Genomic DNA, 26,285 nt, shown 5'->3' on the forward strand with positions numbered 1-26,285 from the left:
GTTCGAACACCGCCGCATCGCGCGGAACGTTACCGTATCGCGATCAGATGACCACTTCGACGCCCTCACCGGGCGGATTACCTGATACCCGTTCGGACTCAAGAGCGTTCTGAAGGATGATCACAGCGGCGGCCTGATCGATGACGGACCGCCCCTTCTTCGACTTCACCCCGGAGGCCCGCAGGCCCTGGGTCGCCGTCACCGTCGTCATCCGCTCGTCGACCAGCCGGACCGGGACCGGGGCGATGCCCTTGGCCATCTCGCGGGCGAAGGCGCGGACCTTCGTCGCGGCCGGGCCCTCCCGCCCGCTGAGCGAGCGGGGCAGGCCCACGACGACCTCGATCGGCTCGTACTCCTCGACGATCTGGCGCAGCCGCCGGTGGGCGGCCGGGACGTCACGCCCCGGCACGGTCTCCACCGGCGTGGCCAGGACCCCGTCGGGGTCGCACGAGGCGACCCCGATCCGGGCGTCCCCGACGTCGACCGCGATCCGGCGTCCGCGACGCATCGTCACGCGGTCTCCACCACGAGACGCTCGACGGCCTCGATGGCCTCGCCGACGGCCTGCGGGTTCTGACCGCCGCCCTGGGCGACGTCCGGCTTGCCGCCACCGCCGCCGCCGAGGGTCTTGGCGGCCGTGCGGACCAGCTCGCCGGCCTTGAGGCCGCGCTCGCGGGCGGCCTCGTTGGTGGCGATGACCGTCAGCGGCTTGCCGTTGGCCGTGGTGAACAGGGCCACGACGGCGGGGCGGTCCGAAGGGATCCGGCCGCGGACGTCGAGGACCAGCCTGCGCAGGTCGTCGGCGCCGGTGCCGTCCGGCACCTGGCCGGTGACCAGGGCGACGCCGCGGATGTCCTTGGCGGATTCGACCAGACCGGCGGCGGCCTGCAGGACCTTCTCCGCGCGGAACTTCTCGATCTCCTTCTCGGCGTCCTTCAGCTTGCCGAGCATCGAGGAGATCTTCTCCGGGAGCTCCTCCGGGCGGCCCTTGACGAGCTCCTGGAGCTGGGCGACGACCGTGTGCTCCTTGGCGAGGAAGTTGTAGGCGTCGACGCCGACCAGGGCCTCGATGCGGCGCACGCCGGAGCCGATGGACGACTCGCCGAGCAGCTTCACCAGACCCAGCTGGGCGGTGTTGTGGACGTGCGTACCGCCGCACAGCTCCTTGGAGAAGTCGCCGATGGTGACGACGCGGACCTGCTCGCCGTACTTCTCGCCGAACTCGGCGATGGCGCCCTGGCGCTTGGCCTCGTCGATCGGCATGACCTCGGCGTGCACCTCGAGCTCGCGCGCGAGCACCTCGTTGATCTTCTGCTCGACATCCGTCAGGACCGCGCCGGGAACGGCGTTCGGCGAGCCGAAGTCGAAGCGGAAGCGGCCGGGCTGGTTCTCGGAACCGGCCTGGGCGGCGGTCGGGCCGAGGGCGTCGCGCAGCGCCTGGTGGGTCAGGTGGGTGGCGCTGTGGGCGCGGGCGATGGCCCGGCGGCGGCGCACGTCGATGGCGGCGTAGGCGGTGGAGCCCACGGTCACCTCGCCGACCTGCACCGAGCCCTTGTGCACGGAGACGCCGGGGACGGGCTGCTGCACGTCGCGGATCTCGATGACGGCGCCGGAGTGCAGCTTGATGCGGCCCTGGTCGGCGATCTGGCCGCCGCCCTCGGCGTAGAACGGGGTGCGGTCGAGGACGACCTCGACCTCGTCGCCCTCGGAGGCGGCGGGCGACGGGACGCCGTTGACCAGCAGGCCGACGACGGTGGTCTCGCCCTCGGTGTTGGTGTAGCCGGTGAACTGGGTGGCGCCGGCGGCGTCCGCGATCTCGCGGTACGAGGTGACGTCGGCGTGTCCGGTCTTCTTGGCCTGGGCGTCGGCCTTGGCGCGCTCCCGCTGCTCCTTCATCAGGCGGCGGAAGCCGTCCTCGTCCACGGACAGGCCCTGCTCGGCGGCCATCTCCAGGGTGAGGTCGATCGGGAAGCCCCAGGTGTCGTGGAGCAGGAACGCCTTGTCGCCGGCGAGGACCGTGCCGCCGGCGGCCTTGGTCTCGGTCACGGCGGTGTCGAGGATGTTGGTGCCGCCCTTGAGGGCCTTCAGGAAGGCGGCCTCTTCGGCGAGGGCGACCGTCTCGATGCGCTTGCGGTCGGTCTCCAGCTCCGGGTACTGCTCGCCCATCGTCTTGATGACGGTGTCGACGAGCTCGCCGACGACGGGGCCGGTGGCGCCGAGCAGGCGCATGTTGCGGATGGCGCGGCGCATGATGCGGCGCAGCACGTAGCCGCGGCCCTCGTTGCCGGGGGTGACCCCGTCGCCGATGAGCATCACGGAGGTGCGCATGTGGTCGGCGACGACGCGCAGCGAGACGTCGCTGTCGTGGGCCTTGCCGTAGGCGACGCCGGTGAGCTCGGTGGCCTGGTCGATGACGACCTTGAGGGTGTCGGTCTCGTACATGTTCTGCACGCCCTGGAGGATCATCGCCAGGCGCTCGAGACCGAGGCCGGTGTCGATGTTCTTGGACGGCAGGTCGCCGAGGATCTCGAAGTCCTCCTTGCCGATGCCCTGGCCCCGCTCGTACTGCATGAAGACGAGGTTCCAGATCTCCACGTACCGCTCGTCGTTGACGGCGGGGCCGCCCTCGACGCCGAACTCGGGGCCGCGGTCGTAGTTGATCTCGGAGCAGGGGCCGCAGGGGCCGGGGACGCCCATGGACCAGAAGTTGTCCTTCTTGCCGAGGCGCTGGATGCGCTCTGCGGGCACGCCGACGACGTCGCGCCAGATGCGCTCGGCCTCGTCGTCGTCGAGGTAGACGGTGATCCAGAGCTTCTCCGGATCGAGCCCGTAGCCGCCGTGCTCCACCGGGGTGGTCAGCAGCTCCCAGGCGAGCTTGATGGCGCCTTCCTTGAAGTAGTCGCCGAAGGAGAAGTTGCCGCACATCTGGAAGAACGTGCCGTGGCGGGTGGTCTTGCCGACCTCTTCGATGTCGGGCGTGCGCACGCACTTCTGCACGCTGGAGGCGCGCGTGAAGGGCGGCTTGACCTCGCCCAGGAAGTAGGGCTTGAAGGGCACCATGCCGGCGGGGACGAGCAGCAGAGTCGGGTCGTCCGCGATGAGCGACGCCGAAGGGACGACGGTGTGCCCGCGCTCCTCGAAGAAGCTCAGCCAGCGGCGGCGGATTTCAGCCGACTCCATCAGTGGTCCTCATTCCGGTTGTACGAAAACGAATACGTGGTGGTCGTGGTGGGGTCCGCGTGCGGCCCCAGTGCGGGCCTGCGGCGCGGGCCGGGGAGCTCGTGGCCCGGGGCCGGGTCGACCGGGGCGTCCAGGCCGAGCGCCTCGCCGAGCTCGGCCTCGCGCTGGACCATGCCCGCCCTGACGTCGAGGGCGAAGTCCTTGAGCCGGTGGCCGGCCTCGACGGCCTTGTTCGCCGCCTGGGCCGCGAGGCTCTCGGGGGTCAGCTGCCTGAGCTTCCGGTTGACCTTGGTGGTGGCCCACACGCCGGCGGCCGCGCCCGCGGTGAACCAGAACGTACGGCGGAACATCGTGCTCAGCCCTTCTGCTTCCGGCGCCTCGCGGACGGCAGGGTGCGACCGACGATCACAGTACGCCGGTCGCGCGCGGGCGGCGCGTCCTGACGATCCCGGCCCAGCGCCTTGCGCACTCCGTAGCCGAAGGCCGCGACCTTGACGAGCGGGCCGCCGAAGGTGGAGGCGACGGTGGTGGACAGCGCGGAGGCGTTGGAGGTGACCTCCTGGACGTCCGAGGCGATGGCGTCGACCCGGTCGAGCTGGGTCTGTGCGGAGCGGACGGTCGCGGAGGCGTCGGCGAGCAGCGGAACGGCCTGTTCCGTCACGTCCGCCACGAGCTTGGTGGTCGCCTTGAGCGTCTGCGCCAGCCTCACCAGCACCACGGCGAGGAACGAGACCAGAATCGCCCAGAACACGGCCACCAGGATCCCGGCAACCTCACCACCGGTCACTCCGCACCGCTCTCTGCTGTCGTCGGGCCCCCGACGGTCGTCGGGCCCGTGTTTACCAGTCCTCCGACCCTATCGCGCCGGAGGTCTCACGCCGTACCGCATTACCGCTTGTGGGAGGGGAGTTGTACGGGGCCGATTGTACGGAGCGCGTGCAGGTGGGTACGCTCCGTGTCCCATGCGACGGAGCAATCTCCCTGCGGAGCTGAACCGGTTCGTGGGACGGGCCGCGGAACAGGACCAACTGGCGCGGCTGCTTGACGAGTTCCGCCTGGTCACGGTCGTCGGTGTGGGCGGGGTCGGCAAGACACGGCTGGCCCTGCGGGCCGCCGCGGCGGCGCAGAAACGCTACTCCGACGGGGTAAGGCTGGCGGAGCTGGCCCCGCTGCGCGATCCCGAGCTCGTGGCCCATGCGCTGGTCGAGGCCCTCGGTCTCACCGACCACACGCTGCGGGGGCCGCAGGAGGTGCTGGTCGAGCATCTCGCGGAGCGCCGGCTGCTGCTCGTGGTGGACGGTTTCGAGCACCTGGTGGAGGAGTGCGCCGGGCTGCTGCGGGAGCTGCTGCGCGGCTGTCCGGGCCTGACCGTGCTCGCGGTGGGCCGCCGTCCGCTGCGCGTGGACGGGGAGGCGGTGCTGACCCTGGCGCCGATGGACGACGGGGACGCGATGGCGCTGCTCGCCGAGCGGGCGGCGGAGTCGGGGGCGGCCCCGGTGGACGACGACGGGGCGCTGCGGGAGCTGTGCCGGCGGCTGGACGGGATCCCGCTCGCACTGGAGCTGGCGGCGGGGCGGCTGCCGCTGCTCACGGTCGGGCAGGTGCTGCAGCGTCTCGATGACCGGTTCCGGCTGCTGGGCGGCGGTCGGCGCGGTGCGCTCCCCCGGCATCAGACGCTGCGGACGGCGATCGGCTGGAGCCACGAGCTGTGCACGCCGCGGGAGCGGCTGCTGTGGGCGCGGCTCTCGGTGTTCGCGGGACCCTTCGACCTGGAGGCGGTGGAGTACGTCTGCGGGGGCCCCGACCTGCCGGCGGACGAGGTGCTGGACGTGCTGGGCGAGCTGCTCGCGCAGTCGCTGGTGGCGCGGGAGGACACGGCGGCGGGCCCGCGTTTGCGGATGCTCGACACGGTCGCCGCGTACGGGGCGGAGTGGCTGGCGGCGCTGGGCGACACGGAGCGGATGCGGCGCCGGCACCGGGACTGGTACATGGGGCTCGCCACCTGGTGCGAGCTGGAGTGGTTCAGTCCCCGGCAGGCGGAGGTGGCGGCCTGCGCGGACGTGGCGCTGCCGAATCTGCGGGCCGCCCTCGAGCTGTCCCTCGAGTCGGCGGAGGACGCCTCGCTGGCCCAGCACCTGGCGGGCACGCTGTGGTTCTACTGGGCGGGGTGCGGACGGCTGTCGGAGGGCCGGCACTGGCTGGACCGGGCGCTCGGCACGGAGGCGGAGCACGAGGACGCGCGGCTGAAGGCGCTGTGGGTGCTCGGCTACGTGGCGATCCTGCAGGGCGACCCGACGGCGGCGGTGGCGGCGCTGCACGAGTGCGGGGAGCGGGCGCGGGCCACGGGCAACGCGGTGGCGCAGGCGTACGCGACGCACCGGATGGGGTGTCTGGCGCTGCTGTCGGACGACATGCCCCGGGCCGAGGAGCTGATCGGCCGGGCCCTGGACTCCTACCGGGAGCTGGGCGAGCTGAACAGCAACGTGCTGATGGGTCAGGTGGAGCTGGCGATGGCGCGGGCCTTCCAGGGCGATCTGGAGGGCGCGGTCGCGCTGTGCGCGGAGGTCCGCGAGATCTGCGAGGAGCGCGGTGAGCGCTGGACGCGGGCGTACGCGCTGTACGTGCTGGCGTACGCGGAGCTGACCGGGGGCGCGTACGCGGCGGCGCGGGAGCTGCTCGCCGAGTGCATCACCATCAACCACGCCTTCCACGACCTGGTGGGGCTGGTCCTCGCGGTCGAGCTGCTGGCGCTGGTGACGGCGGGCGAGGGCGACGCCGTGGAGGCGGCGGTGCTCCAGGGGGCGGCGGTGCCGGTGTGGGACACGGTGGGGCTGCCGCTGTTCGGTTCGGGCTACTTCAACGGGCCGCGCGAGCTGTGCGAGCGGCAGGCGGGCGAGGCGCTGGGCAGCGAGGGCTACGCGGCCGCGTACCGCGAGGGTCTCGGCCTGACGCTGGACGCGCTGGTGGACCGGGCGCTCGCCGAGCGGCGGGATCCGGCCATGACCGGGGGCGTGGGCGGTGCGCAGTGGCCGCGGCCGTTCCGTAGCGGCCGGGCACCGGTCCCGGAGACGCGGAAGCCCGCCGGCTCCCCCACCGGAAAGGGCGGGGAAGCGGCGGGCTGAACACCGCGGGGGTGGTACTACGCCGTTGCCGAGATCAGCGGGCGTAGTACTCGACGACCAGCTGCTCGTCGCAGATGACCGGGATCTCCTTGCGGTTCGGGTCGCGGTCGAGGCGGAAGGCCAGGGCCTTCAGGTTGACCTGCAGGTAGCGCGGGGTCTCGCCGTCGGCGGCGAAGCCACCCTCACGGGCGACCTCGAACAGCGGCTTGGTGCGGCTGCGCTCGCGGACCATCACGACGTCGTCGGGACGGACGCGGAACGACGGCTTGTCGACCTTGGTGCCGTTGACCTGGATGTGGCCGTGGACGACCATCTGACGGGCCTGGTAGATGGTGCGGGCGATGCCCGAACGCAGGACCAGGGCGTCGAGGCGACGCTCGAGCTCGACGACCAGCGCCTCGCCCGTCTTGCCCTCGGCCTTCTTGGCGCGGTCGTAGGCGCGGGCCATCTGGCGCTCGCTGATGTCGTACTGGGCGCGCAGACGCTGCTTCTCGAGCAGACGGACCTTGTAGTCCGAGTTCTGCTTGCGGCCACGGCCGTGCTCGCCCGGCGGGTAGGGGCGGGCCTCGAAGTACTTGACGGCCTTCGGCGTCAGCGCGATGCCGAGCGCACGGGACTTCTTGACCTTGGGACGCGACTGGTTAGGCACGTTCTCCAGACCTCCGTTGTAGGTTAGGTTAGGCTCACCTTACTCAAGGAGATCGCATGTCTCGCCCGGGGAACACCACGCGCATCACGGACGGCAGCACAAAGACCGATGCTCTTACTTCCACGGAAGACGCGGATGGCATCGATGCGACGGAGGTCCGATCAGCTCATGGTCAGCCGCGTCCCAGCGGACTTGAAATCGCGCGGATGCCGTCAGCAGCCGAGCGCACACGAACTCTCGTACAGAGTACATGCTCCGCGGTGCTGCTGATTCCGGGGGCCGCCGGGCACCGCCCCGAGCTGCTCGCGCCCGAGGCCCGCGCCGTCGGTCCCGACGGCGAGATCTTCCTGCTGTACCCGGCCGACGCCCCGCCCGTGCGGGCCGCCACGCACGCCCAGGACGACGAGCTGCCGGTCGTGCTCGAGATCACGGACGTCGCACCCGTCTCGGTCCCCCACCGCATCCGCGGCCGCGCCTGGGTCTCCGGCTGGCTCACCTGCCTGCCCGGGGTCGCCGAGCCCGGCCGGATGATGCTGCGCCTGGAGGTCGGCGCGGCCAACGTGGACGACCTGTGGGGCTGCGGAGAGGTCGACCCCGAGGAGTTCGCCGCGGCGGCGCCGGACCCGCTGCAGGCCCACGAGACGGAGCTCCTGCAGCATCTGCACGCGGTCCACGGCGACCGGATGCGCGACCTCACCGCGCTCCTCGGCGCCCACGCGGCGGCCCTCGTCCCCACCCGTGACGTGGCCCCGCTCGCCCTCGACCGCTTCGGCCTGCGCGTCCGCTTCAGCGCGGGCCCGGACCACTCCTTCGACGCCCGCTTCGACTTCCCCGCGCCGGTACGGGACGTCTCCGCCCTGCGCCGCGAGATGCACCGCCTCTTCGAGGCCGCCCGCGCCTGACCCGGACGGGCGCCGGGCGCCGTCGGGCGGGTGCCCTGCCGCCCTCGGGCGGGTGCCTGCCGCCCTCGGGTGCGTGCCGGCCACCCCGCGTGGGTGTCAGCCGCCGTCGCCCTTCAGGCGCTCGCGGACCTTCTCCACCACGTCCGCGTAGCGCGCCTCCGCGCCGTAGCGGGTGGGCTCGTAGTAGTGCCTCCCGTGGACGGTGTCCGGGGCGTACTGCTGGGGGGCGATGGCGCCGGGGACGTCGTGGGGGTAGACGTAGCCCTGGGCGTGGCCGAGTTTGGCCGCGCCCTTGTAGTGGCCGTCGCGCAGGTGCGGCGGTACCTGGCCCGCGAGGCCGTTGCGCACGTCGGCCTGGGCGGCGAAGATCGCGTTCGTCGCCGCGTTGGACTTGGGGGCGAGGGCCAGCGCGATGGTGGCGTGGCTCAGGGTCAGCGCCGCCTCCGGAAAGCCGATCATCGCGACGGCCTGGGCCGCGGCCACCGCCAGCGGCAGCGCGTTCGGATCGGCGAGGCCGATGTCCTCGCTCGCCGAGATCATCAGTCGCCGGGCGATGAACCGCGGGTCCTCGCCCGCCTCGATCATCCGGGCCAGATAGTGCAGCGCCGCGTCCACGTCCGAGCCGCGGATCGACTTGATGAGGGCGCTGGCCACGTCGTAGTGCTGGTCGCCGTCCCGGTCGTACGTCACGGCCGCCCGGTCGACCGTCTCCTCGACCGTCTCCAGGGTGATCTCCGCCTCCTGCTTGGCGATCGCGGCACCCGCCGCCGCCTCCAGGGCGGTCAGGGCCCGCCGCGCGTCGCCGCCGGCGATCCGCAGCAGATGGGCCTCGGCGTCCTCGGGCAGGGTCACCGCTCCGCCGAGCCCGCGCTCCTCCTCGAGGGCGCGGCGCAGCAGACCGCGCAGGTCGTCGTCGGTCAGCGGCTCCAGGGTGAGCAGCAGCGAGCGGGAGAGCAGCGGGGAGATCACGGAGAAGTACGGGTTCTCCGTCGTGGCGGCGATCAGCGTCACCCAGCGGTTCTCCACGGCCGGGAGCAGCGAGTCCTGCTGGGCCTTGGAGAAGCGGTGGATCTCGTCGAGGAAGAGGACGGTCTCCTTGCCGTAGCCGCCGACGGCCCGCCGGGCCCCGTCGATGACGGCCCGGACCTCCTTGACCCCGGCGGTGATCGCGGAGAGCTCCACGAAGCGCTTGTTGGTGGCCTTCGACACCACGTACGCGAGGGTCGTCTTCCCGATGCCGGGCGGACCCCACAGGATCACGGACGAGGCACCCGCAGGTCCCCCGCCGCCGTCGCCGACCAGTCGGCGCAGCGGGGACCCAGGCTTGAGCAGATGGCGCTGGCCCACGACCTCGTCGAGGGTGCGCGGGCGCATCCGCACGGCCAGCGGGCTGCTGGCCGGGTCCTTCTCCTGGCGCTCTTCGGCGGCTGCGGTATACAGGTCGGGCTCCACGGTCATGAAGCCTAAGTCAGCCCACTGACAACCCCGAAAGGCCCGTCCGCGACAGCGGCCTGGTCAGCCGGTGCTCAGCTGGTCCAGAAGTCCCACCAGCGGGTCAGGATCAGCATGCCGACGATGCCGATGTGCAGCACCGGCAGCACCCAGGTGAACTCCTCGAAGAAGGTGCGCAGGCCGCCGGGGGCGGGGATCACGCCGCGGCGGACGTTGTGCGAGGTCGTGTACCAGAACATGACGATGGTGGCGACCCAGGCCAGGCAGCACCACAGGCACAGCGCGTTGATCTCGTACAGCGACTGGATCATCAGCCAGGTGCAGAAGCCGACGCCGAACAGCGTGCCGGCGTTGAGGCCGAGCCAGTACCAGCGGCGGTAGCGGGCGCCGGCGAGGACACCGACTCCGATGGCGATCACGACGGCGTACGTGACGAGGCCGAGCATCGGGTTCGGGAACCCGAACGCCGCGGCCTGGTCGCTCTTCATCACGCTGCCGCAGGAGACGATCGGGTTGAGGCTGCAGCCGGGGGTGAAGTTCGGGTCCTCGAGGAGCTTGAACTTGTCGAGGGTGATGACCCAGGAGGCGAGCAGGCCGGCGGCACCGGTGATCATCAGGAGCCAGGCGAAGGCGCGGCTGGCGCCGATGGTGCGGGAGTCCTCCCGCTCGGCGGTCTGGTTCGCGGCCGCTGCGTCTCTCATGTCGCTCTACTCGCTCTTCCTCGTTCCGCTGACCGGGACATGGTCATTGTGCCGCACAGGGTGCCACGGCCCGCGTGGGCGGTGGGTAAGGGCTGCGGCGTACGACGAAGGGGCCCGGTCCGCGTGCGACGCGGGCCGGGCCCCTTCCCGTACGGCCCTGCTGTCAGGCGAGCTTCGCCTTCACCGTGCCGACCAGCTCGTCCAGGGCGACCGGCTCCTGCTCGCCGGACTCCATGTCCTTGAGCTGGACGACGCCTTCGGCGAGGTCGCGCTCACCGGCGACGAGCGTGAAGCGGGCGCCGGAACGGTTGGCGTCCTTCATGGAGCCCTTCAGGCCCTTGCCGCCGAACGAGAAGTCGGCGGCGACGCCGGCCTTGCGGAGCTCGGAGACCTTGCCGAACAGCACGCGGCGCGCCTCCGCCCCGAGGGCGACGGCGAAGACGCTGGTCGCCGCGGGGATGTCCAGCTCGACACCCTCGGCTTCCAGGGCCAGGACCGTGCGGTCCACGCCGAGCGCCCAGCCGACCGACGGGAGCGCCGGGCCGCCGATCATCTCGGACAGGCCGTCGTAGCGGCCGCCACCGCCGACCGCCGACTGCGAACCGAGGCCGTCGTGGACGAACTCGAAGGTGGTCCGCGTGTAGTAGTCCAGGCCGCGCACCAGCTTCGGGTCGTCCTCGAAGACCACGCCGGCCGCGGTGATCAGCGCGCGCACCTCCTCGTGGTACGCCTTGCACGCGTCGCACAGGTAGTCGCGCAGCAGCGGAGCGCCCACCAGCTGCTTCTGCACGGCCTCGCGCTTGTCGTCGAGGACCCGCAGCGGGTTGATCTCGGCGCGGCGCAGGGTCTCCTCGTCCAGGTCGAGGCCGCGCAGGAAGTCCTGCAGGGCCTCCCGGTAGACGGGGCGGCACTCCTTGTCGCCGAGGGAGTTCAGCAGGATGCGGAAGTCGCGCAGGCCGAGCGAGCGGTAGGCCTCGTCGGCCAGGATGATCAGTTCGGCGTCGAGCGCCGGGTCCTCGGCTCCGATGGCCTCGGCGCCCACCTGCGAGAAGTGCCTGTACCGGCCCTTCTGCGGGCGCTCGTAGCGGTAGTAGGAGCCCGAGTACCAGAGCTTCACCGGCAGGTTGCCCTGCTTGTGGAGGCTCGCCTCCAGGGCGGCGCGCAGGACGGAGGCGGTGCCCTCCGGGCGCAGGGCGAGCTTGTCGCCGCCCTTGGTCTCGAAGGCGTACATCTCCTTGGTCACGATGTCGGTGGACTCGCCGACACCGCGCGCGAACAGGTTGACGTCCTCGAAGCCGGGGGTCTCGACGTAGCCGTAGCCGGACTTCCGCAGCGGTCCGGAGATCGCCTCGCGGACCGCCAGGTACTTGGCGGAGTAGGGCGGGATCAGGTCGTACGTGCCCTTGGGGGCCTTGAAGGTGCTCACGTGGGTCTCGTCACATTCCTCGTCGGGGAGCGTCCGCGCTGCGGTGTCCCTGGCGGACCGCCGCCACCTGCCGCAGATAGGGGTTGGTGGCGCGCTCCTGGCCGATGGTCGTCTGGGGACCGTGCCCCGACAGCACCACGGTCGAGTTGTCGAGCGGCAGGCACACGCGGGCCAGCGAATCGAGCATCTCGTCCATGTCACCGCCGGGCAGGTCGGTGCGTCCGATGGAGCCGGCGAACAGCAGGTCACCGGAGAAGAACACGGAGGGGATCTCCGTGGTCTCCGGGGTCCGGAAGGTCACCGACCCCTTGGTATGGCCGGGCGCGTGCGCGACGGAGAGGTCGAGGCCGGCGAGCTTCAGCTCGGCGCCGTCGGTGAGTTCGTGCACGTCGGCGGGCTCGCCCACGGCCAGTTCGCCCATGAGGGGCATCCCGATGGAGCGGCCGAGGGCCTTCTCCGGGTCGCTCATCATGTACCGGTCGGAGGGGTGGATCCACGCGGGTACGTCATGGGCGCCGCAGACCGGGACGACGGAGGCGACGTGGTCGATGTGGCCATGGGTGAGGACCACCGCGACGGGCTTGAGCCGATGCTTCTTCAGCGTCTCCTCGACTCCCTGGGCGGCCTGGTGGCCCGGGTCGATGATGACGCACTCCTCGCCTGCGGCGGGGGCGACCACGTAGCAGTTGGTGCCCCAGGCCCCGGCGGGGAACCCGGCAATCAGCACGATCGTCCTTATTTGTCGTCCGGCAGAAGGCTGCGGCGATACGGAATGCAGCAGATCAGAGCCTACCGGCGCTGCGTATTCCACAGCCAACCCGTATACGGTACGGGCACATCCGGCTTGGACTGAACAGACGATCGACAAGGAGCGGACCCGGTGGTCACCAGCGATCAGCGGCGGCGGCAGCTCGCCAGAGAGAAGTACCTGCGGCAGCAGCAGCGCCGTGAGGACGCACGGCGCAGGTCGCGCCGCAACAGCGTCATCGCCGCCTCGCTCGCGGTGGTGCTCGCCGCGGGCGGCGCCGTGTACGCGTCGGTGGCGCTGACGGACGGCGGCTCGAAGAGCTCCGACAACGCCGCCACCGACCCGGCGAGCACGCCGAGCCCGGAGCAGAGCGCCTCCTCGCAGCCCGAGCCGGCGATGTCCGTCGACAAGAAGGCCGCGTACACGATGGCCCTCAAGACCAATGTCGGCGACATCACGATCACGATGGACGCGGCCAAGGCCCCGCACACCGTGAACTCGTTCAAGCACCTCGCCGACAAGAAGTACTTCGACGGGACCAAGTGCCACCGCCTCACCACTTCGGGCATCTTCGTGCTCCAGTGCGGTGACCCGAAGGGCGACGGCACCGGCGGCCCCGGCTACTCCATCCCGGACGAGAACCTGACCGGGCTCGGCAAGGCGGGCGCCGACGGCACCGTGACGTACCCGAAGGGCGTCGTCGCGATGGCCAACGCGGGCGCGAACACCGGTGGCAGCCAGTTCTTCCTGGTCTACAAGGACACCAAGCTGCCGCCGAACTACACCCCCTTCGGCACCTTCGACGCGAGCGGCGTCAAGGTCGTCGAGGACGTGGCGAAGGCCGGCGTCCAGGGCGGGTCCGGCGACGGCGCGCCGCAGAAGGCCGTGACGATCGAGAAGGCCGTCGTCACCAAGAAGTGAGGCGGGGGCGGCCCGGGAACCACACCTGCGCGTGACCGTTGAATTTCGGTCGTGCTGAGTGCGGACAGCCGGGCCGCCGTTCGCCTAGATTGGCGTTGTACAGCGCAGGCCGTCGGCCGCGCTGTGGAGGGCGGGCGAGACCCGCCGGGAAACCGTGGACGATGCCAGGGGGCCGAGCTCCCGCGACGGCATCATGTTGAGGAGGCGCTGTGAGCAGCGACCCGTGGGGCCGCGTCGACGAGACGGGCACCGTGTACGTGCGTACGGCCGAGGGCGAGCAGGTCGTCGGATCGTGGCAGGCCGGCACTCCCGAGGAGGCGCTGGCCTACTTCGAGCGCAAGTACGAGGGCCTGGTGGTCGAGATCGGCCTCCTCGAGAAGCGGGTGAGGACCACCGACCTCTCGGCCAAGGACGCCACGGCGGCGATCGACCACATCCGCGAGCAGGTCCGGGAGCACCACGCGGTGGGCGACCTGGCGGCGCTGTCCGCCCGGCTCGACAAGCTGACCGAGGCGGTGGAATCCCGCCGCGAGGAGCGCAAGGCCCAGAAGGCCAAGCAGGCCGACGAGGCGCGCTCCGCCAAGGAGGCCCTGGTCGTCGAGGCCGAGGAGCTGGCGCAGAGCGAGCAGTGGCGCGCCGCGGGCGAACGGCTGCGGGCCCTGGTGGACACCTGGAAGGGTCTGCCGCGGCTCGACCGGAAGTCCGACGACGAGCTGTGGCACCGCTTCTCGCACGCCCGCTCGGCCTTCTCCAAGCGTCGCAAGGCCCACTTCGCCGCGCTCGACGCGCAGCGCGAGGACGCCCGCAAGGTGAAGGAGAAGCTGGTCGCCGAGGCCGAGGCGCTGGCGAACTCCACCGACTGGGGTGCGACGGCCGCCCGCTACCGCGAGCTGATGGCGGACTGGAAGGCGGCGGGCCGGGCCCAGCGCGAGCACGAGGACGAGCTGTGGAACCGCTTCCGCGGCGCCCAGGACGTCTTCTTCGCGGCGCGCGGTGAGGTCTTCGCCGAGCGGGACGCGGAGCAGACGGAGAACCTCAAGCTCAAGGAGGAGCTCGCCGGCGAGGCCGAGAAGCTGGTGCCGGTGGCGGATCTGAAGGCGGCCCGTGCGGCCTTCCGCTCCATCAACGAGCGCTGGGAGGCCATCGGCCACGTGCCGCGCGACGCCCGCCCGAAGGTCGAGGGCCGGATGCACGCGGTGGAGCGGGCGATCCAGGAGGCCGAGGAGGCCGAGTGGCGCCGTACCAACCCGGAGGCGCGCGCTCGTGCCGCGGGTCTGACGGGCCAGCTGCAGGACGCCGTCGACAAGCTGCACAAGCAGATCGACGCGGCCCGCGCCGCGGGCAACGACGCCAAGGCCGACAAGCTCGCCCGCGAGCTCGAGGGCCGTCAGGCGCTGCTCGACCAGGCCCTGAAGGGTCTGCAGGAGTTCGGCGGCTGATGCCGTAGACGGCAGAGGTACGAGAAGGGCCCCCGGCGCGTTGCCGGGGGCCCTTCTCGTATCGGTCGTACGGGCGTCTCCTACGCCCTTACGGCGCGCCCTTACGGCCTGCGGGCGCTGGTGACGCGGTAGACGTCGTAGACGCCCTCCACGCCCCGTACGGCCTTCAGGACGTGGCCGAGGTGCTTCGGGTCGCCCATCTCGAAGGTGAAGCGCGAGGTGGCCACCCGGTCGCGGGAGGTCTGCACGGCCGCCGAGAGGATGTTGACGTGCTGGTCGGACAGGACGCGCGTGACGTCCGACAGGAGCCGGGAGCGGTCCAGGGCCTCGACCTGGATGGCGACGAGGAAGACCGAGGACTGGGTGGGGGCCCACTCGACCTCGAGGATCCGCTCGGGTTCACGGGACAGCGACTCGACGTTGACGCAGTCGCTGCGGTGCACCGAGACGCCGCTGCCGCGGGTGACGAAGCCGATGATCGGGTCGCCGGGCACGGGGGTGCAGCAGCGGGCGAGCTTGACCCAGACGTCCTCGACGCCCTTGACGACCACGCCGGGGTCGGCGCTGGAACGGCGCTTGGACCGGCCGCGGGACGGCGGGGCGGTCTCGGCGATGTCCTCGGTCGCGGCCTCCTCGCCGCCGAGGGCCTGCACCAGCTTCTGGACGATGGACTGGGCGGTGACATGCCCCTCGCCGATCGCCGCGTACAGCGAGGAGATGTCGCTGTAGCGCATCTCGTGGGCGAGGGTGACCAGGGAGTCGCCGGTGAGGATCCGCTGGATCGGCAGGTTCTGCTTGCGCATGGCCCGCGCGATGGCGTCCTTGCCCTGCTCGATGGCCTCGTCACGGCGCTCCTTGGAGAACCAGGCGCGGATCTTGTTGCGGGCGCGCGGCGACTTCACGAAGCCCAGCCAGTCCCGGGAGGGTCCGGCGCCGGCGGCCTTGGAGGTGAACACCTCGACGAGGTCGCCGTTGTCGAGGGTGGACTCCAGCGGCACGAGGCGGCCGTTGACGCGGGCCCCTATGGTGCGGTGCCCGACCTCGGTGTGGACGGCGTACGAGAAGTCGACGGGGGTGGCGCCGGCGGGCAGCGCTATGACGTCGCCCTTGGGGGTGAAGACGAAGACCTCGTTGCGCGAGAGGTCGAAGCGCAACGACTCCAGGAACTCCGAGGGGTCCTCGGTCTCCTTCTGCCAGTCGAGCAGCTGGCGCAGCCACGCCATGTCGTTGAGGTGGTCGTCCTTGCCGGTCTTCTTCGGGACGTCTGCGCGCACCTTGGAGGCGCCGGCGACGGCCTCCTGCTTGTACTTCCAGTGGGCCGCGATGCCGTATTCGGCGCGGCGGTGCATGTCGAAGGTGCGGATCTGCAGTTCGACGGGCTTGCCGTTGGGGCCGATGACCGTCGTGTGCAGCGACTGGTACATGTTGAACTTCGGCATCGCGATGTAGTCCTTGAACCGGCCGGGGACCGGGTTCCATCGCGCGTGGACGGTGCCGAGCGCCGCGTAGCAGTCGCGGACGGTGTCCACGAGGACGCGGATGCCGACCAGGTCGTAGATCTCCGCGAAGTCACGGCCGCGGACGATCATCTTCTGGTAGACGCTGTAGTAGTGCTTCGGCCGGCCGGTGACGGTGGCCTTGATGCGTGCGGCGCGCAGGTCGGCCTGGACCTCGTCGGTCACTATGGCGAGGTACTCGTCCCGCTTGGGGGCGCGCTCGGCGACGAGCCGGACGATCTCGTCGTACATCTTGGGGTAGAGGATCGCGAAGGCGAGGTCCTCCAGCTCCCACTTGATGGTGTTCATGCCCAGGCGGTGGGCCAGGGGCGCGTAGATCTCGAGGGTCTCGCGCGCCTTCTTCTCCTGCTTCTCCCGCTTGAGGTAGCGCATGGTGCGCATGTTGTGCAGGCGGTCGGCGAGCTTGATGACCAGGACGCGCGGGTCCTTGGCCATGGCGACGACCATCTTGCGGACGGTCTCGGCCTGCGCGGCCTCGCCGAACCTGACCTTGTCGAGCTTGGTGACACCGTCGACGAGCAGGGTGACCTGGTCGCCGAAGTCGCGGCGCAGGTCCTCCAGGCCGTACTCGGTGTCCTCGACGGTGTCGTGGAGGAGCCCGGCCATGAGGGTCGCGGGGTCCATGCCGAGCTCGGCGAGGATGGTGGTGACGGCGAGCGGGTGCGTGATGTACGGGTCGCCGCTCTTGCGCTTCTGGCCGCGGTGCCAGCGCTCGGCTACCTGGTAGGCCCGCTCGATCTGGCGCAATGTCGCCGTTTCGATCTTCGGGTCGTTGGAGCGGACGATCCGCAGCAGCGGTTCGAGGACCGGGTTGTACGGGGAGGAGCGCTGGACGCCCAGGCGGGCGAGCCGTGCGCGCACGCGGTTGGAGGAGCCGCCGGAGCGGCTCGGCGTGGCCGGCGCGGGCCGGCCGGCCTGGGCCGGTGCGGGGGCGGCGGGCCGGGGCCTGGTCTCCGCGGGCGGGTTCTGGGGCGCGGCGGCTCCCGTCGCGGCCTGGTCGGCCTGCTGCTCGGGCTGCGCGGCGGAGAGTGGCTGGGCCTCGTCTGGCAAGAAGCGCTCCTCTGGGGGTCCCCCCGGACGAAGTCTGGGGGAGGTTCCGGGTCCCCCGGTCAGGCCCGGAAAGGCCATCGTATCGACCTGGGAGCTTCGGTGCTCACGTGCCTGAGGGCTGAGATGTCCGCGGGGGCTTCACCGGGCCCCGATACGGGGCATGTCCGGAAAACGACGGGGGCGGCCCGGGGAATTCCCGAGCCGCCCCCGTACGGGTCCGACGGTGTCAGACGGTGATGAGCGCGGTGAGCGGAGCGCCGTCCAGGACGGGCTCCAGGCGGGCCCGGCCCGGCAGGAAGCCGAGCTCCATGAGCACGGCCACGCCGGCGACCTGGGCCCCGGCACGCCGGATGAGCTCGAGGGACGCCTCGGCGGTTCCGCCGGTGGCGAGGACGTCGTCGATGACCATGACGCGGTCGCCCGCGGCCAGGTCCTCGGCGTGCACCTCGATCTCGGCGGTGCCGTACTCCAGCTCGTACGCCTGCCGCAGGGTGGCACCGGGCAGCTTCCCGGCCTTGCGGACCGGGATGAAGCCGAGGCCGGCGCGGACGGCGACGGGCGCGGCCAGGATGAACCCGCGCGCCTCCAGGCCGACGATCTTCGTCGCGCCGTGCTCGGCGCAGAGCCCGGCGAGGGCGTCGGTGAGGACGCCGAACGCCTCCGGATCCGCGAGCAGCGGCGTGATGTCCTTGAACAGCACGCCCGGCTTCGGATAGTCGGGGACGTCCCGGATCCGGCTCAGGAGCAGCTCCGCGGTGCGCTGGGCCCCGCCGGTCATCCGCGGCGCTCCGAGGGGCGGCCGCGGCGGCCCTGGCCGACGACGGCGGCCTCGGCGGCCTCGTCGGGGCCGTTGTCCTCCGCGAGGTCGTCCGCCGACTCGCCCTTGGCGGCAGAGGCGGCCCGCTTGGCCAGGACGCGCTTCTTCAGGGCCTTCATCGCCGGCTCGCGCTCCTTGAGGTCGGCGACGAGCGGGGTGGCGATGAAGATCGAGGAGTACGCACCGGCGGCGAGACCCACGAACAGCGACAGCGAGATGTCGTTGAGCATGCCGGCGCCGAGGACGCCGCCACCGATGAAGAGCAGACCGGCGACCGGCAGCAGGGCGACGACCGTGGTGTTGATCGACCGGACCAGGGTGCTGTTGATCGAGCGGTTGGCGATGTCGCTGAAGGTCCACCGGGTCTGCTTGGTGATGCCCTTCGTCTGCTCCTTGAGCGAGTCGAAGACGACGACCGTGTCGTAGAGCGAGTAACCGAGGATCGTCAGCAGACCGATGACCGTACCGACCGTGACCTCGAAGCCCACCAGCGAGTAGATGCCGACGGTGATGGTGAGGTCGTGGATGAGCGCGACGAGCGCCGCGACGGCCATCCGCCACTCGAAGGCGATGGCGAGGTAGATCACCACGAGGATCATGAAGATCCCGAGGCCGGTCCAGGCCTTGGTGGCGATCTGCTCACCCCAGCTGGGGCCGACGAGCTCCGCCGCGATCTTGTTCTCGGCGACGCCCAGGTCCTTGGCGAGCTCCGCGCGCACCTGGTCGGACTTCTCGGTGTCGAGGCCGCCGACCTGGATGCGCAGGGTGTCGTTGCCGAGCTGCTGGACGATGGCGTCGTGGCCGGAGGCCTCTTCCGCGTACTGCTGGGCCTGGGAGACCGAGACGGCCGTCTTCGGGGTGGTGAAGACGGCGCCGCCCTGGAACTCGATGCCCATGTTCAGTCCGCGCACCGCGAGGGCGACGATCGCCGTGATGGTGATCAGGACCGACAGGCCGTACCAGATCCTGCGGTTGCCGATGAAGTCGTAGCCGACCTCACCTCGGTGGAGCCGGGCGCCGAGATCTCCGAGCTTCGACATCTCACGCCTCCTTCGGGTCGACAGGGCCAGCGGGGGCGGACGTACGGCGGGAGCGGCGCAGCGGCGGCTTGGCACCGAGGCGCTTGGGGTCCAGACCGGACCACTTGTGACCGTTGCCGAAGAACGTGGTGCGGGCGAGCAGCGTCATCACCGGCTTGGTGAAGAGGAACACCACGACGACGTCGAGCACGGTGGTCAGTCCGAGCGTGAACGCGAAGCCCTGCACCTTGCCGACGGTGACGAGGAAGAGCACCGCCGCGGCCAGGAACGACACGAAGTCGGAGACCAGGATGGTGCGCCGGGCCCGCGGCCAGGCGCGCTCGACGGCCGGACGCATGGTGCGGCCCTCGCGGATCTCGTCGCGGATGCGCTCGAAGTACACGATGAACGAGTCCGCGGTGATACCGATGGCCACGATGGCGCCACAGACGGCCGGCAGGTTCAGCGCGAAGCCGATGGCCGGGCCGAGCAGGGCCATGATCACGTAGGTGAGCAGGGCCGAGACGCCGAGGCTGAGGATGGCGATCAGCGACAGGCCGCGGTAGTAGACCACCAGGTAGATGATGACCAGCGCGAGGCCGATGGCACCGGCGATCAGACCCGCCTGGAGCTGCTCGCCGCCGAGGGCGGCGGTGACGGTGTCGACGCTCTGGGTGTCGAAGGACAGCGGCAGGGCACCGTACGACAGGATGTTGCCGAGGTCCTGGGCCGACTGCTGGTTGAAGCTGCCGGAGATCTCCGCGTTGGCGCTGAGGACGGTCCGCACGGACGGGGCCGAGACGACCTCGCCGTCGAGGACGATCGCGAACTGGTTCTGCGGCTCGCTCTGCGTCGACAGCTTGCTGGTGATCTTCTGGAACTTCTTGGCGCCGCTGCCCGTGAACTCCATGTTCACGATCCACATGCCGCGCTGCTGGTCGAAGACGCCCTGGGCGTCGTCGACGTCCTTGCCGTCCACCTCTGCCGGGCCGAGCAGGTACTTCTCCCACTGGCCGATGGCGTTCTTGCCACAGGCGACGGTGGTGTCGGTCGGCTTGACGCCCTGACCCGCGGCGCTGCGCTGCTTGGGGTCGAGGCAGTTGAGCGCCGCGAACTTCTGCTGCAGGGCGTTGGTGGCGGGGTCACCGGTCTCGGTGGGCTTCGGCGTCGTGGACGCCTTCGGCGAGGAGCTGCCGGTGGGCGTGGGGCTCGGGGCCTTCAGCGCCTCGGTGACGGCACGGCCCTGGGTGGAGGCGGTGGCCGTCGGGGTGGCGGTGCTCTTGCCCTTGTCCGCGGTCGCGCCGGAGGCCGTGGGCTTCGGCGCGGCGGAGCCGGAGGCCGTGGGCTTCGGCGACGCGGAGGAGCTGGCGTCGGGCGCCGGCTGCTCGGCGGCGGCGACGGCCAGGACCGGCCGGAAGTACAGCTGGGCGGTGGTACCGACCTGCTCGCGGGCCTGCTTCTCGTTCGTCCCCTTGGGGATGTTCACGATGATGTTCTCGCGGCCCTGCGTCTGGACCTCGGCTTCCGAGACACCCAGACCGTTGACACGGCGCTCGATGATGCCGACCGCGGTGTTCATGTTGGTCTCGTTGACGGCGGACTCCTGTCCGGGGTCCGCCTTCGCCTTGAGCGTGATCGACGTGCCGCCGGCGAGGTCGATGCCCAGGCGCGGGGTGGTGTGCCCCGACCAGAACATGCCGCCGGTGAGCGCGACCATGGCGATCAGAATGAGTGCCAGGGCGCGGCCCGGCCGGCTCTGGCCCCCCGCCGGCCTTCGGCCCTTCTTCGGTGCTGCCACCTTGTCGTTTCTCCCTGTCCAAACCGCCCCGCGCCGGGTGGGCGCGCGACGGCCACGAAGTGTGTGTGGGGACTGCCCCCGCAGACGTGAAACCGATGCGGGAGCCGCGCGTGCCGGATCGGCGGACGCGCGGCTCCGGCCGCGATTACTTCGCTTCGGTCTCGCCGTCCGCCTTGCCGTCCTTGTCGCCCTCGGCAGCGTCGGTCTTCTTGGTGAGGTCGGCCTTGACGCCCTCGGTGGTGTCCTCGGCGGCCTCGTCGGCGGCCTCGGTCAGCGAGGAGGCGTCGTCCGGGACGACGTCGCCCGGCTCGTCGCCGTGGACGATGCGGTTGTACTCCGCGTCCTCCAGGACGGCGCCGATCGAGTTCTTCGCGTAGACCGCGTGGACGCCGGGCGCCACCTCGAGGAGGACGGTCTCGTCACCGATCTCCTTGACGGTGGCGTACATCCCCCCGATCGTGCGTACGCCGGTGCCGGGCTGCAGCTGGTTGCGCATCTCCACCGCCTGCGCCTGCTTCTTCTTGGCAGAGCGGGTCATGAGGAACATGGCCCCGATGAGCACGATGAACGGGAGGAGCATGCCGATGTTATTCACGGGACGGAATTTCCTTCGCAAGGCCGGAGAAGACTGCGCGGCCTGATTCGGGGGTGGGTGCGCCGACCATAAGGGCGGCATCGGCGGAGTCTAGGCGAGTCCGCATCGATGGAACAACGCCCAGCATCGCACCCCGGTTCCCTAATGGGCGAGTCTCCGCGCCGTCACGCCCCGAACAGCCCCTGTTGTCCGCTTCCGGCCGCCCCCGGCCCCGCTGCCTGCGGCGGAACCAGTCCGAGGTGGGTCCATGCCGCGGGAGTGGCGACCCGGCCACGGGGCGTACGGGCGAGCAGTCCCTCCCGTACGAGGAAGGGTTCGGCGACCTCCTCGACGGTCTCGCGCTCCTCCCCGACCGCGACCGCGAGGGTCGAGAGTCCGACGGGACCGCCGCCGAAGAGCTTCAGCAGGGCCTGCAGGACGGCCCGGTCCAGGCGGTCGAGGCCGCGGCTGTCGACCTCGTAGACGCCGAGGGCGGCGGCGGCGATCTCGCGGGTGATCACCCCGTCGGCGCGGACCTGGGCGTAGTCGCGGACGCGGCGCAGGAGCCGGTTGGCGATGCGGGGGGTGCCGCGCGAGCGGCCGGCGATCTCGGCTGCGCCTTCGGTGTCGATCTCGACGTCGAGGAGCCCGGCCGAGCGGCGGATGACCCGCTCCAGCTCGTGCGGCTCGTAGAACTCCATGTGGGCGGTGAAGCCGAAGCGGTCGCGCAGCGGCGGCGGCAGCAGGCCGGCCCGGGTGGTGGCGCCGACGAGCGTGAAGGGCGGCAGCTCCAGGGGGATGGCGGTGGCGCCGGGGCCCTTGCCGACGATGACGTCGACGCGGAAGTCCTCCATCGCCATGTAGAGCATCTCCTCGGCGGGCCGGGACATCCGGTGGATCTCGTCGAGGAAGAGGATCTCGCCCTCCTGGAGGGAGGACAGGATCGCGGCGAGGTCGCCGGCGTGCTGGATGGCGGGGCCGCTGGTGATCCTGATCGGCGCGTTCATCTCGGCCGCGATGATCATCGACAGGGTCGTCTTGCCGAGTCCCGGGGCGCCGGAGAGCAGGACGTGGTCGGCGGTCGCGCCGCGCTGCCGGGCGGCCTTGAGGACCAGGTCGAGCTGCTGGCGGACCTTCTCCTGGCCGACGAACTCGCTGAGGTCCTTGGGGCGCAGCGCGGCCTCGACGGCCTGGTCGTCGCCCTCGGCGGAGGCGCCGACGATGCGCTCCTCGGCGGCCGGTGCCGTCTCGTCGTCCCAGTTCACGGTGGTTGCCTTTTCAGTCGTACGGGGGTGTCAGCGGGCCCGGTTGAGGGTCTGCAGGGCGGCGCGCAGCAGCTGCGGGACGGGGGCGGAGCCCGTCTCGGCGAGGGCGGCCTCGGCCTGCGGAGTGACGGCGGCGACGGCCTCCTCGGCCTCCCGGCTCGCGTAGCCGAGGCCGATGAGGGCGGCGGAGAGCTGTTCAGTCCAGGGGGCGGGTCCCTGGGCGGCCGCGCGCTGGGCGCCGACGAGGCCGCTGCTGCCGAGCGGTGCGCCGAGCTTGTCCTTCAGTTCGAGGAGGAGTTTCTGGGCGCCCTTCTTGCCGATGCCGGGGACGGCCGTCAGCGCCTTCTCGTCACCGGTGGCGACGGCCAGGCGCAGGGCGTCGGGGCTGTGCACGCCGAGCATGGCCTGGGCGAGCCGGGGGCCGACGCCGCTGGCGGTCTGGAGCAGTTCGAACACCTGGCGCTCGTCGTCGTCGGCGAAGCCGTACAGGGTCAGCGAGTCCTCCCGCACGACCAACGAGGTGGCGAGCCGGGCGTGTTCGCCGATGCGCAGCCCCGCGATCGTGTTCGGGGTGCACTGGACGGCCATGCCGATGCCACCGACCTCGACGACGGCGGCCTGGGGGGCGAGCGCGGCGACCGGGCCGCTGACGAAGGCGATCATGACGGGCGGCCTTTCGAGGCGTGCAGGGCGACGGCCTGCTGGAGGCGGTTCTGGGCGGGGGCGCGCCAGATATGGCAGATGGCCAGGGCCAGGGCGTCGGCGGCGTCGGCCGGCCTGGGCGGGGCGGAAAGCCGCAGGAGCCGGGTGACCATGGTGCCGACCTGGGCCTTGTCGGCGCGGCCGCTGCCGGTGACGGCGGCCTTGACCTCGCTGGGGGTGTGCAGGGCGACGGGCAGGCCGCGGCGGGCGGCGCACAGCATGGCGACGGCGCTGGCCTGGGCGGTGCCCATCACCGTACTCACGTTGTGCTGGCTGAACACCCGTTCCACGGCGACGAGTTCGGGCTGGAAGCGGTCGATCCACTCCTCGATGCCGCGCTCGATGCCGACCAGGCGCAGGCCGATGTCCGCGTCGGCGGAGGTCCGCACCACGCCGACGCCGAGCATGGTCAGCGGCCGTCCGGCGACGCCGTCGACCACGCCCACGCCGCACCGGGTGAGCCCCGGGTCCACCCCGAGTACGCGCACGCCGCCCCCTCCCTGATCGCTCAACTGTTTGTGCAGGCTATCGGCTGCCACCGACAACGCAGCGGGCCGACGGGGTGTGTCCCGTCGGCCCGCTGCTGAAAGAGACCGCGATCAGGCGTCGACCTTCTCCATGATCTCGTCGCTGACGTCGAAGTTGGCGAAGACGTTCTGCACGTCGTCGCTGTCTTCGAGGGCGTCGATCAGCTTGAACATCTTGCGCGCGCCCTCTTCGTCGAGCTCGACCTGCATGGTCGGGACGAAGCTGGACTCGGCCGAGTCGTAGTCGATGCCGGCCTCCTGGAGCGCGGTACGGACCGCGACCAGGTCGGTGGCCTCGCTGATGATCTCGAAGCTCTCGCCGAGGTCGTTGACCTCCTCGGCGCCCGCGTCGAGCACCGCGCCCAGGACGTCGTCCTCGCTCAGCTCGCCCTTGGGGAGCACGACGACGCCCTTGCGGTTGAACAGGTACGAGACGGAGCCCGGGTCGGCCATGGAGCCGCCGTTGCGGGTCATGGCGACGCGCACGTCGGAGGCGGCGCGGTTGCGGTTGTCGGTGAGGCACTCGATCAGCACGGCGACGCCGTTGGGGCCGTAGCCCTCGTACATGATCGTCGCGTAGTCGACGCCACCGGCCTCGAGGCCGCCGCCGCGCTTGACCGCGGAGTCGATGTTCTTGTTCGGGACCGAGCTCTTCTTCGCCTTCTGGATGGCGTCGAAGAGGGTGGGGTTGCCGTCCGGGTCGGAGCCTCCGGTGCGGGCCGCGACCTCGATGTTCTTGATCAGCTTCGCGAAGAGCTTGCCGCGCTTGGCGTCGATCACGGCCTTCTTGTGCTTCGTCGTAGCCCATTTAGAGTGGCCGGACATCTGCCTGTCTCCTTCGCGTAACCCATTTCTGAACGAACCCCAGAGATCCTACAAGGATCGGCTCACCGCTCGTCGCGCACCATGTCGACGAACAGCTGGTGGATCCGGTGATCGCCGGTGAGCTCGGGGTGGAACGAGGTGGCGAGGATCCGCCCCTGCCGTACGGCGACGATGTGACCCTCGTGCTCGGCCAGAACCTCGACCGCGGCGCCGACCGACTCCACCCAGGGAGCACGGATGAAGACGCCCTCCACCGGGGTGTCGATCCCCGCGACGGAGACTCCCGCCTCGAAGGACTCGTTCTGCCGCCCGAAGGCGTTGCGGCGCACGATCATGTCGATGCCGCCGAAGGTCTCCTGGCCCGAGCGCGGGTCGAGGATCTTGTCGGCGAGCATGATCAGGCCGGCGCAGGTGCCGTACACGGGCAGGCCGCCCGCGATCCGCTCGCGCAGCGGCTCCGTCAGCCCGAACAGGGCGGCCAGCTTGGAGATGGTCGTGGACTCGCCACCGGGGATGACCAGGCCGTCGACCTCGGCGAGCTCCTCGGGGCGCCTGACGGGCCTGGCCACGGCGTCAGCCGCGGCCAGGGCGATCAGGTGCTCCCGTACGTCGCCCTGGAGAGCCAGGACACCGATCACGGGAGAGGTCATTACCAGCCCCGGTTCGCGTAGCGCTCGGCCTCGGGCAGGGTGTCGCAGTTGATGCCGACCATGGCCTCGCCCAGGTTGCGGGAGGCGTCCGCGATGATCTTCGGGTCGTCGTAGAAGGTGGTGGCCTTCACGATGGCGGCGGCGCGCTTGGCCGGGTCGCCCGACTTGAAGATGCCGGAGCCGACGAAGACGCCCTCGGCGCCGAGCTGGCGCATCAGGGCGGCGTCGGCCGGGGTGGCGACGCCACCGGCGGAGAACAGCACGACCGGCAGCTTGCCGAGCTCGGCGACCTCCTTGACGAGCTCGTACGGGGCGCGCAGCTCCTTGGCGGCGGCGAACAGCTCGTTGTTGTCGAAGCCGCGCAGCTTGGCGATCTCGTTCTTGATCTGGCGCAGGTGACGGACGGCCTCGACGACGTTGCCGGTGCCGGCCTCGCCCTTGGACCGGATCATGGCCGCGCCCTCGGCGATGCGGCGCAGGGCCTCGCCCAGGTTGGTGGCGCCACAGACGAAGGGGGTGGTGAAGGCCCACTTGTCGGAGTGGTTGACCTCGTCGGCCGGGGTGAGGACCTCGGACTCGTCGATGTAGTCGACGCCGAGCGACTGCAGGACCTGGGCCTCGACGAAGTGGCCGATCCGGGACTTGGCCATGACCGGGATGGACACGGCCTCGATGATCTCTTCGATCATGTTCGGGTCGGACATCCGGGCGACGCCGCCGTCCTTGCGGATGTCGGCCGGGACCCGCTCCAGGGCCATGACGGCCACGGCACCGGCGTCCTCGGCGATCTTGGCCTGCTCGGCGTTGACGACGTCCATGATCACGCCGCCCTTGAGCTGCTCGGCCATGCCGCGCTTCACGCGGGCGGTGCCGGTCTCGGGAGACTGCGGGGTGGTGGAAGGCGTGGTGGACACGGGTACCTCACATGTGACAACGGGGTTGACGACAAGAGGAGGAAACAGGCCGGCCAGGGTCCACATCAAGGGCCAATACACACCCGG

The 26,285-nt window shown here is 71.0% G+C and carries 24 protein-coding genes; 4 read left to right on the top strand and 20 right to left on the bottom strand.

All coding sequences use genetic code 11. From position 1 onward, the window contains the following. Positions 1 to 43 precede the first annotated feature (43 nt). From ruvX to ACIGEZ_RS09350, 4 genes are read right to left on the bottom strand one after another with little or no spacing between them, the layout of a single operon-like run. The gene (gene ruvX / locus ACIGEZ_RS09335) at positions 44 to 508 is read right to left on the bottom strand and encodes a Holliday junction resolvase RuvX (protein WP_123954413.1); all 465 of its coding nucleotides are present in this window, start codon (positions 506 to 508) and stop codon (positions 44 to 46) included. 2 nt (positions 509 to 510) lie between these two features. Further along, the gene (alaS, locus tag ACIGEZ_RS09340) at positions 511 to 3,180 is read right to left on the bottom strand and encodes an alanine--tRNA ligase (protein ID WP_399827884.1); all 2,670 of its coding nucleotides are present in this window, start codon (positions 3,178 to 3,180) and stop codon (positions 511 to 513) included. Further along, on the bottom strand, positions 3,180 to 3,530 hold the full coding sequence (locus ACIGEZ_RS09345; RefSeq protein ID WP_399827888.1) for a hypothetical protein: 351 nt from the start codon (positions 3,528 to 3,530) through the stop codon (positions 3,180 to 3,182). Before ACIGEZ_RS09345 ends, alaS begins: the two co-directional genes overlap by 1 nt. A gap of 5 nt (positions 3,531 to 3,535) precedes the next feature. Beyond that, a complete protein-coding gene (locus tag ACIGEZ_RS09350) occupies positions 3,536 to 3,967 on the bottom strand; it encodes a DUF948 domain-containing protein (RefSeq protein WP_399827890.1) in 432 nt (143 codons plus the stop codon). A gap of 175 nt (positions 3,968 to 4,142) precedes the next feature. On the opposite strand from ACIGEZ_RS09350, the gene ACIGEZ_RS09355 reads away from it, so the two are divergent. Then, positions 4,143 to 6,302 carry an ATP-binding protein gene (locus tag ACIGEZ_RS09355; protein WP_399827893.1) on the top strand — a complete coding sequence of 720 codons (2,160 nt, stop codon included), beginning with the start codon at positions 4,143 to 4,145 and terminating at the stop codon, positions 6,300 to 6,302. Between the two features lie 34 nt (positions 6,303 to 6,336). On the opposite strand, the gene rpsD is transcribed toward ACIGEZ_RS09355, so the two are convergent. Then, on the bottom strand, positions 6,337 to 6,951 hold the full coding sequence (rpsD, locus tag ACIGEZ_RS09360) for a 30S ribosomal protein S4 (RefSeq protein WP_046907488.1): 615 nt from the start codon (positions 6,949 to 6,951) through the stop codon (positions 6,337 to 6,339). Between the two features lie 206 nt (positions 6,952 to 7,157). On the opposite strand from rpsD, the gene ACIGEZ_RS09365 reads away from it, so the two are divergent. Continuing rightward, on the top strand, positions 7,158 to 7,853 hold the full coding sequence (locus tag ACIGEZ_RS09365; protein WP_399827895.1) for a DUF2470 domain-containing protein: 696 nt from the start codon (positions 7,158 to 7,160) through the stop codon (positions 7,851 to 7,853). 96 nt (positions 7,854 to 7,949) lie between these two features. Here ACIGEZ_RS09365 and ACIGEZ_RS09370 read toward each other — a convergent pair whose 3' ends face one another. From ACIGEZ_RS09370 to ACIGEZ_RS09385, 4 genes are all read right to left on the bottom strand, one after another. Continuing rightward, positions 7,950 to 9,305: a replication-associated recombination protein A gene (locus ACIGEZ_RS09370; protein WP_399828679.1), complete on the bottom strand. Its 1,356-nt coding sequence runs from the start codon at positions 9,303 to 9,305 to the stop codon at positions 7,950 to 7,952. A 74-nt stretch (positions 9,306 to 9,379) separates the two neighbouring features. Continuing rightward, the gene (locus ACIGEZ_RS09375; protein WP_399827898.1) at positions 9,380 to 10,006 is read right to left on the bottom strand and encodes a vitamin K epoxide reductase family protein; all 627 of its coding nucleotides are present in this window, start codon (positions 10,004 to 10,006) and stop codon (positions 9,380 to 9,382) included. A 163-nt stretch (positions 10,007 to 10,169) separates the two neighbouring features. Next, positions 10,170 to 11,432, bottom strand: a complete 1,263-nt coding sequence (gene hisS / locus ACIGEZ_RS09380; protein ID WP_399827901.1) for a histidine--tRNA ligase — start codon at positions 11,430 to 11,432, stop codon at positions 10,170 to 10,172. A 10-nt stretch (positions 11,433 to 11,442) separates the two neighbouring features. Next, positions 11,443 to 12,159 (bottom strand): MBL fold metallo-hydrolase, encoded by a 717-nt coding sequence (locus ACIGEZ_RS09385; protein ID WP_399827903.1) that lies wholly within the window; start codon positions 12,157 to 12,159, stop codon positions 11,443 to 11,445. Between the two features lie 153 nt (positions 12,160 to 12,312). On the opposite strand from ACIGEZ_RS09385, the gene ACIGEZ_RS09390 reads away from it, so the two are divergent. Next, complete coding sequence (locus tag ACIGEZ_RS09390; protein WP_399827906.1) at positions 12,313 to 13,101, top strand: peptidylprolyl isomerase; 789 nt, start codon at positions 12,313 to 12,315, stop codon at positions 13,099 to 13,101. Between the two features lie 209 nt (positions 13,102 to 13,310). After that, on the top strand, positions 13,311 to 14,540 hold the full coding sequence (locus tag ACIGEZ_RS09395; RefSeq protein ID WP_399827909.1) for a DUF349 domain-containing protein: 1,230 nt from the start codon (positions 13,311 to 13,313) through the stop codon (positions 14,538 to 14,540). Positions 14,541 to 14,641: 101 nt separating this feature from the next. Here the strand turns inward: ACIGEZ_RS09395 and ACIGEZ_RS09400 are convergent, their stop codons facing one another. The 11 genes from ACIGEZ_RS09400 to pdxS form a co-directional block, all read right to left on the bottom strand. Beyond that, a complete protein-coding gene (locus ACIGEZ_RS09400; RefSeq protein ID WP_399827911.1) occupies positions 14,642 to 17,107 on the bottom strand; it encodes a RelA/SpoT family protein in 2,466 nt (821 codons plus the stop codon). A 226-nt stretch (positions 17,108 to 17,333) separates the two neighbouring features. Next, positions 17,334 to 17,885 carry an adenine phosphoribosyltransferase gene (locus tag ACIGEZ_RS09405; RefSeq protein WP_399827913.1) on the bottom strand — a complete coding sequence of 184 codons (552 nt, stop codon included), beginning with the start codon at positions 17,883 to 17,885 and terminating at the stop codon, positions 17,334 to 17,336. Beyond that, positions 17,882 to 18,964 (bottom strand): protein translocase subunit SecF, encoded by a 1,083-nt coding sequence (gene secF, locus ACIGEZ_RS09410; protein ID WP_399827916.1) that lies wholly within the window; start codon positions 18,962 to 18,964, stop codon positions 17,882 to 17,884. Before secF ends, ACIGEZ_RS09405 begins: the two co-directional genes overlap by 4 nt. 1 nt (position 18,965) lies before the next feature. After that, a complete protein-coding gene (gene secD, locus ACIGEZ_RS09415) occupies positions 18,966 to 20,741 on the bottom strand; it encodes a protein translocase subunit SecD (RefSeq protein ID WP_399827919.1) in 1,776 nt (591 codons plus the stop codon). A 145-nt stretch (positions 20,742 to 20,886) separates the two neighbouring features. Further along, the gene (gene yajC, locus ACIGEZ_RS09420) at positions 20,887 to 21,321 is read right to left on the bottom strand and encodes a preprotein translocase subunit YajC (RefSeq protein WP_399828682.1); all 435 of its coding nucleotides are present in this window, start codon (positions 21,319 to 21,321) and stop codon (positions 20,887 to 20,889) included. Positions 21,322 to 21,500: 179 nt separating this feature from the next. Continuing rightward, positions 21,501 to 22,580, bottom strand: a complete 1,080-nt coding sequence (gene ruvB, locus ACIGEZ_RS09425) for a Holliday junction branch migration DNA helicase RuvB (RefSeq protein WP_399827921.1) — start codon at positions 22,578 to 22,580, stop codon at positions 21,501 to 21,503. A gap of 30 nt (positions 22,581 to 22,610) precedes the next feature. After that, complete coding sequence (gene ruvA / locus ACIGEZ_RS09430) at positions 22,611 to 23,243, bottom strand: Holliday junction branch migration protein RuvA (RefSeq protein WP_399827923.1); 633 nt, start codon at positions 23,241 to 23,243, stop codon at positions 22,611 to 22,613. Next, the gene (ruvC, locus tag ACIGEZ_RS09435; protein ID WP_399827925.1) at positions 23,240 to 23,770 is read right to left on the bottom strand and encodes a crossover junction endodeoxyribonuclease RuvC; all 531 of its coding nucleotides are present in this window, start codon (positions 23,768 to 23,770) and stop codon (positions 23,240 to 23,242) included. Before ruvC ends, ruvA begins: the two co-directional genes overlap by 4 nt. Before the next feature lie 111 nt (positions 23,771 to 23,881). Beyond that, positions 23,882 to 24,634 carry a YebC/PmpR family DNA-binding transcriptional regulator gene (locus tag ACIGEZ_RS09440; protein WP_399827927.1) on the bottom strand — a complete coding sequence of 251 codons (753 nt, stop codon included), beginning with the start codon at positions 24,632 to 24,634 and terminating at the stop codon, positions 23,882 to 23,884. A 62-nt stretch (positions 24,635 to 24,696) separates the two neighbouring features. Beyond that, positions 24,697 to 25,284 (bottom strand): pyridoxal 5'-phosphate synthase glutaminase subunit PdxT, encoded by a 588-nt coding sequence (gene pdxT, locus ACIGEZ_RS09445; RefSeq protein ID WP_399827929.1) that lies wholly within the window; start codon positions 25,282 to 25,284, stop codon positions 24,697 to 24,699. Beyond that, entirely contained in the window at positions 25,284 to 26,198 is a 915-nt protein-coding gene (gene pdxS / locus ACIGEZ_RS09450; protein WP_399827932.1) for a pyridoxal 5'-phosphate synthase lyase subunit PdxS, read from the bottom strand. The genes pdxT and pdxS overlap by 1 nt, the downstream gene beginning before the upstream one ends. Between the last annotated feature and the right edge of the window lie 87 nt (positions 26,199 to 26,285).

The organism is Streptomyces sp. NPDC085481 (genome assembly GCF_044541845.1).
In the GTDB taxonomy this organism is placed as follows: domain Bacteria; phylum Actinomycetota; class Actinomycetes; order Streptomycetales; family Streptomycetaceae; genus Streptomyces.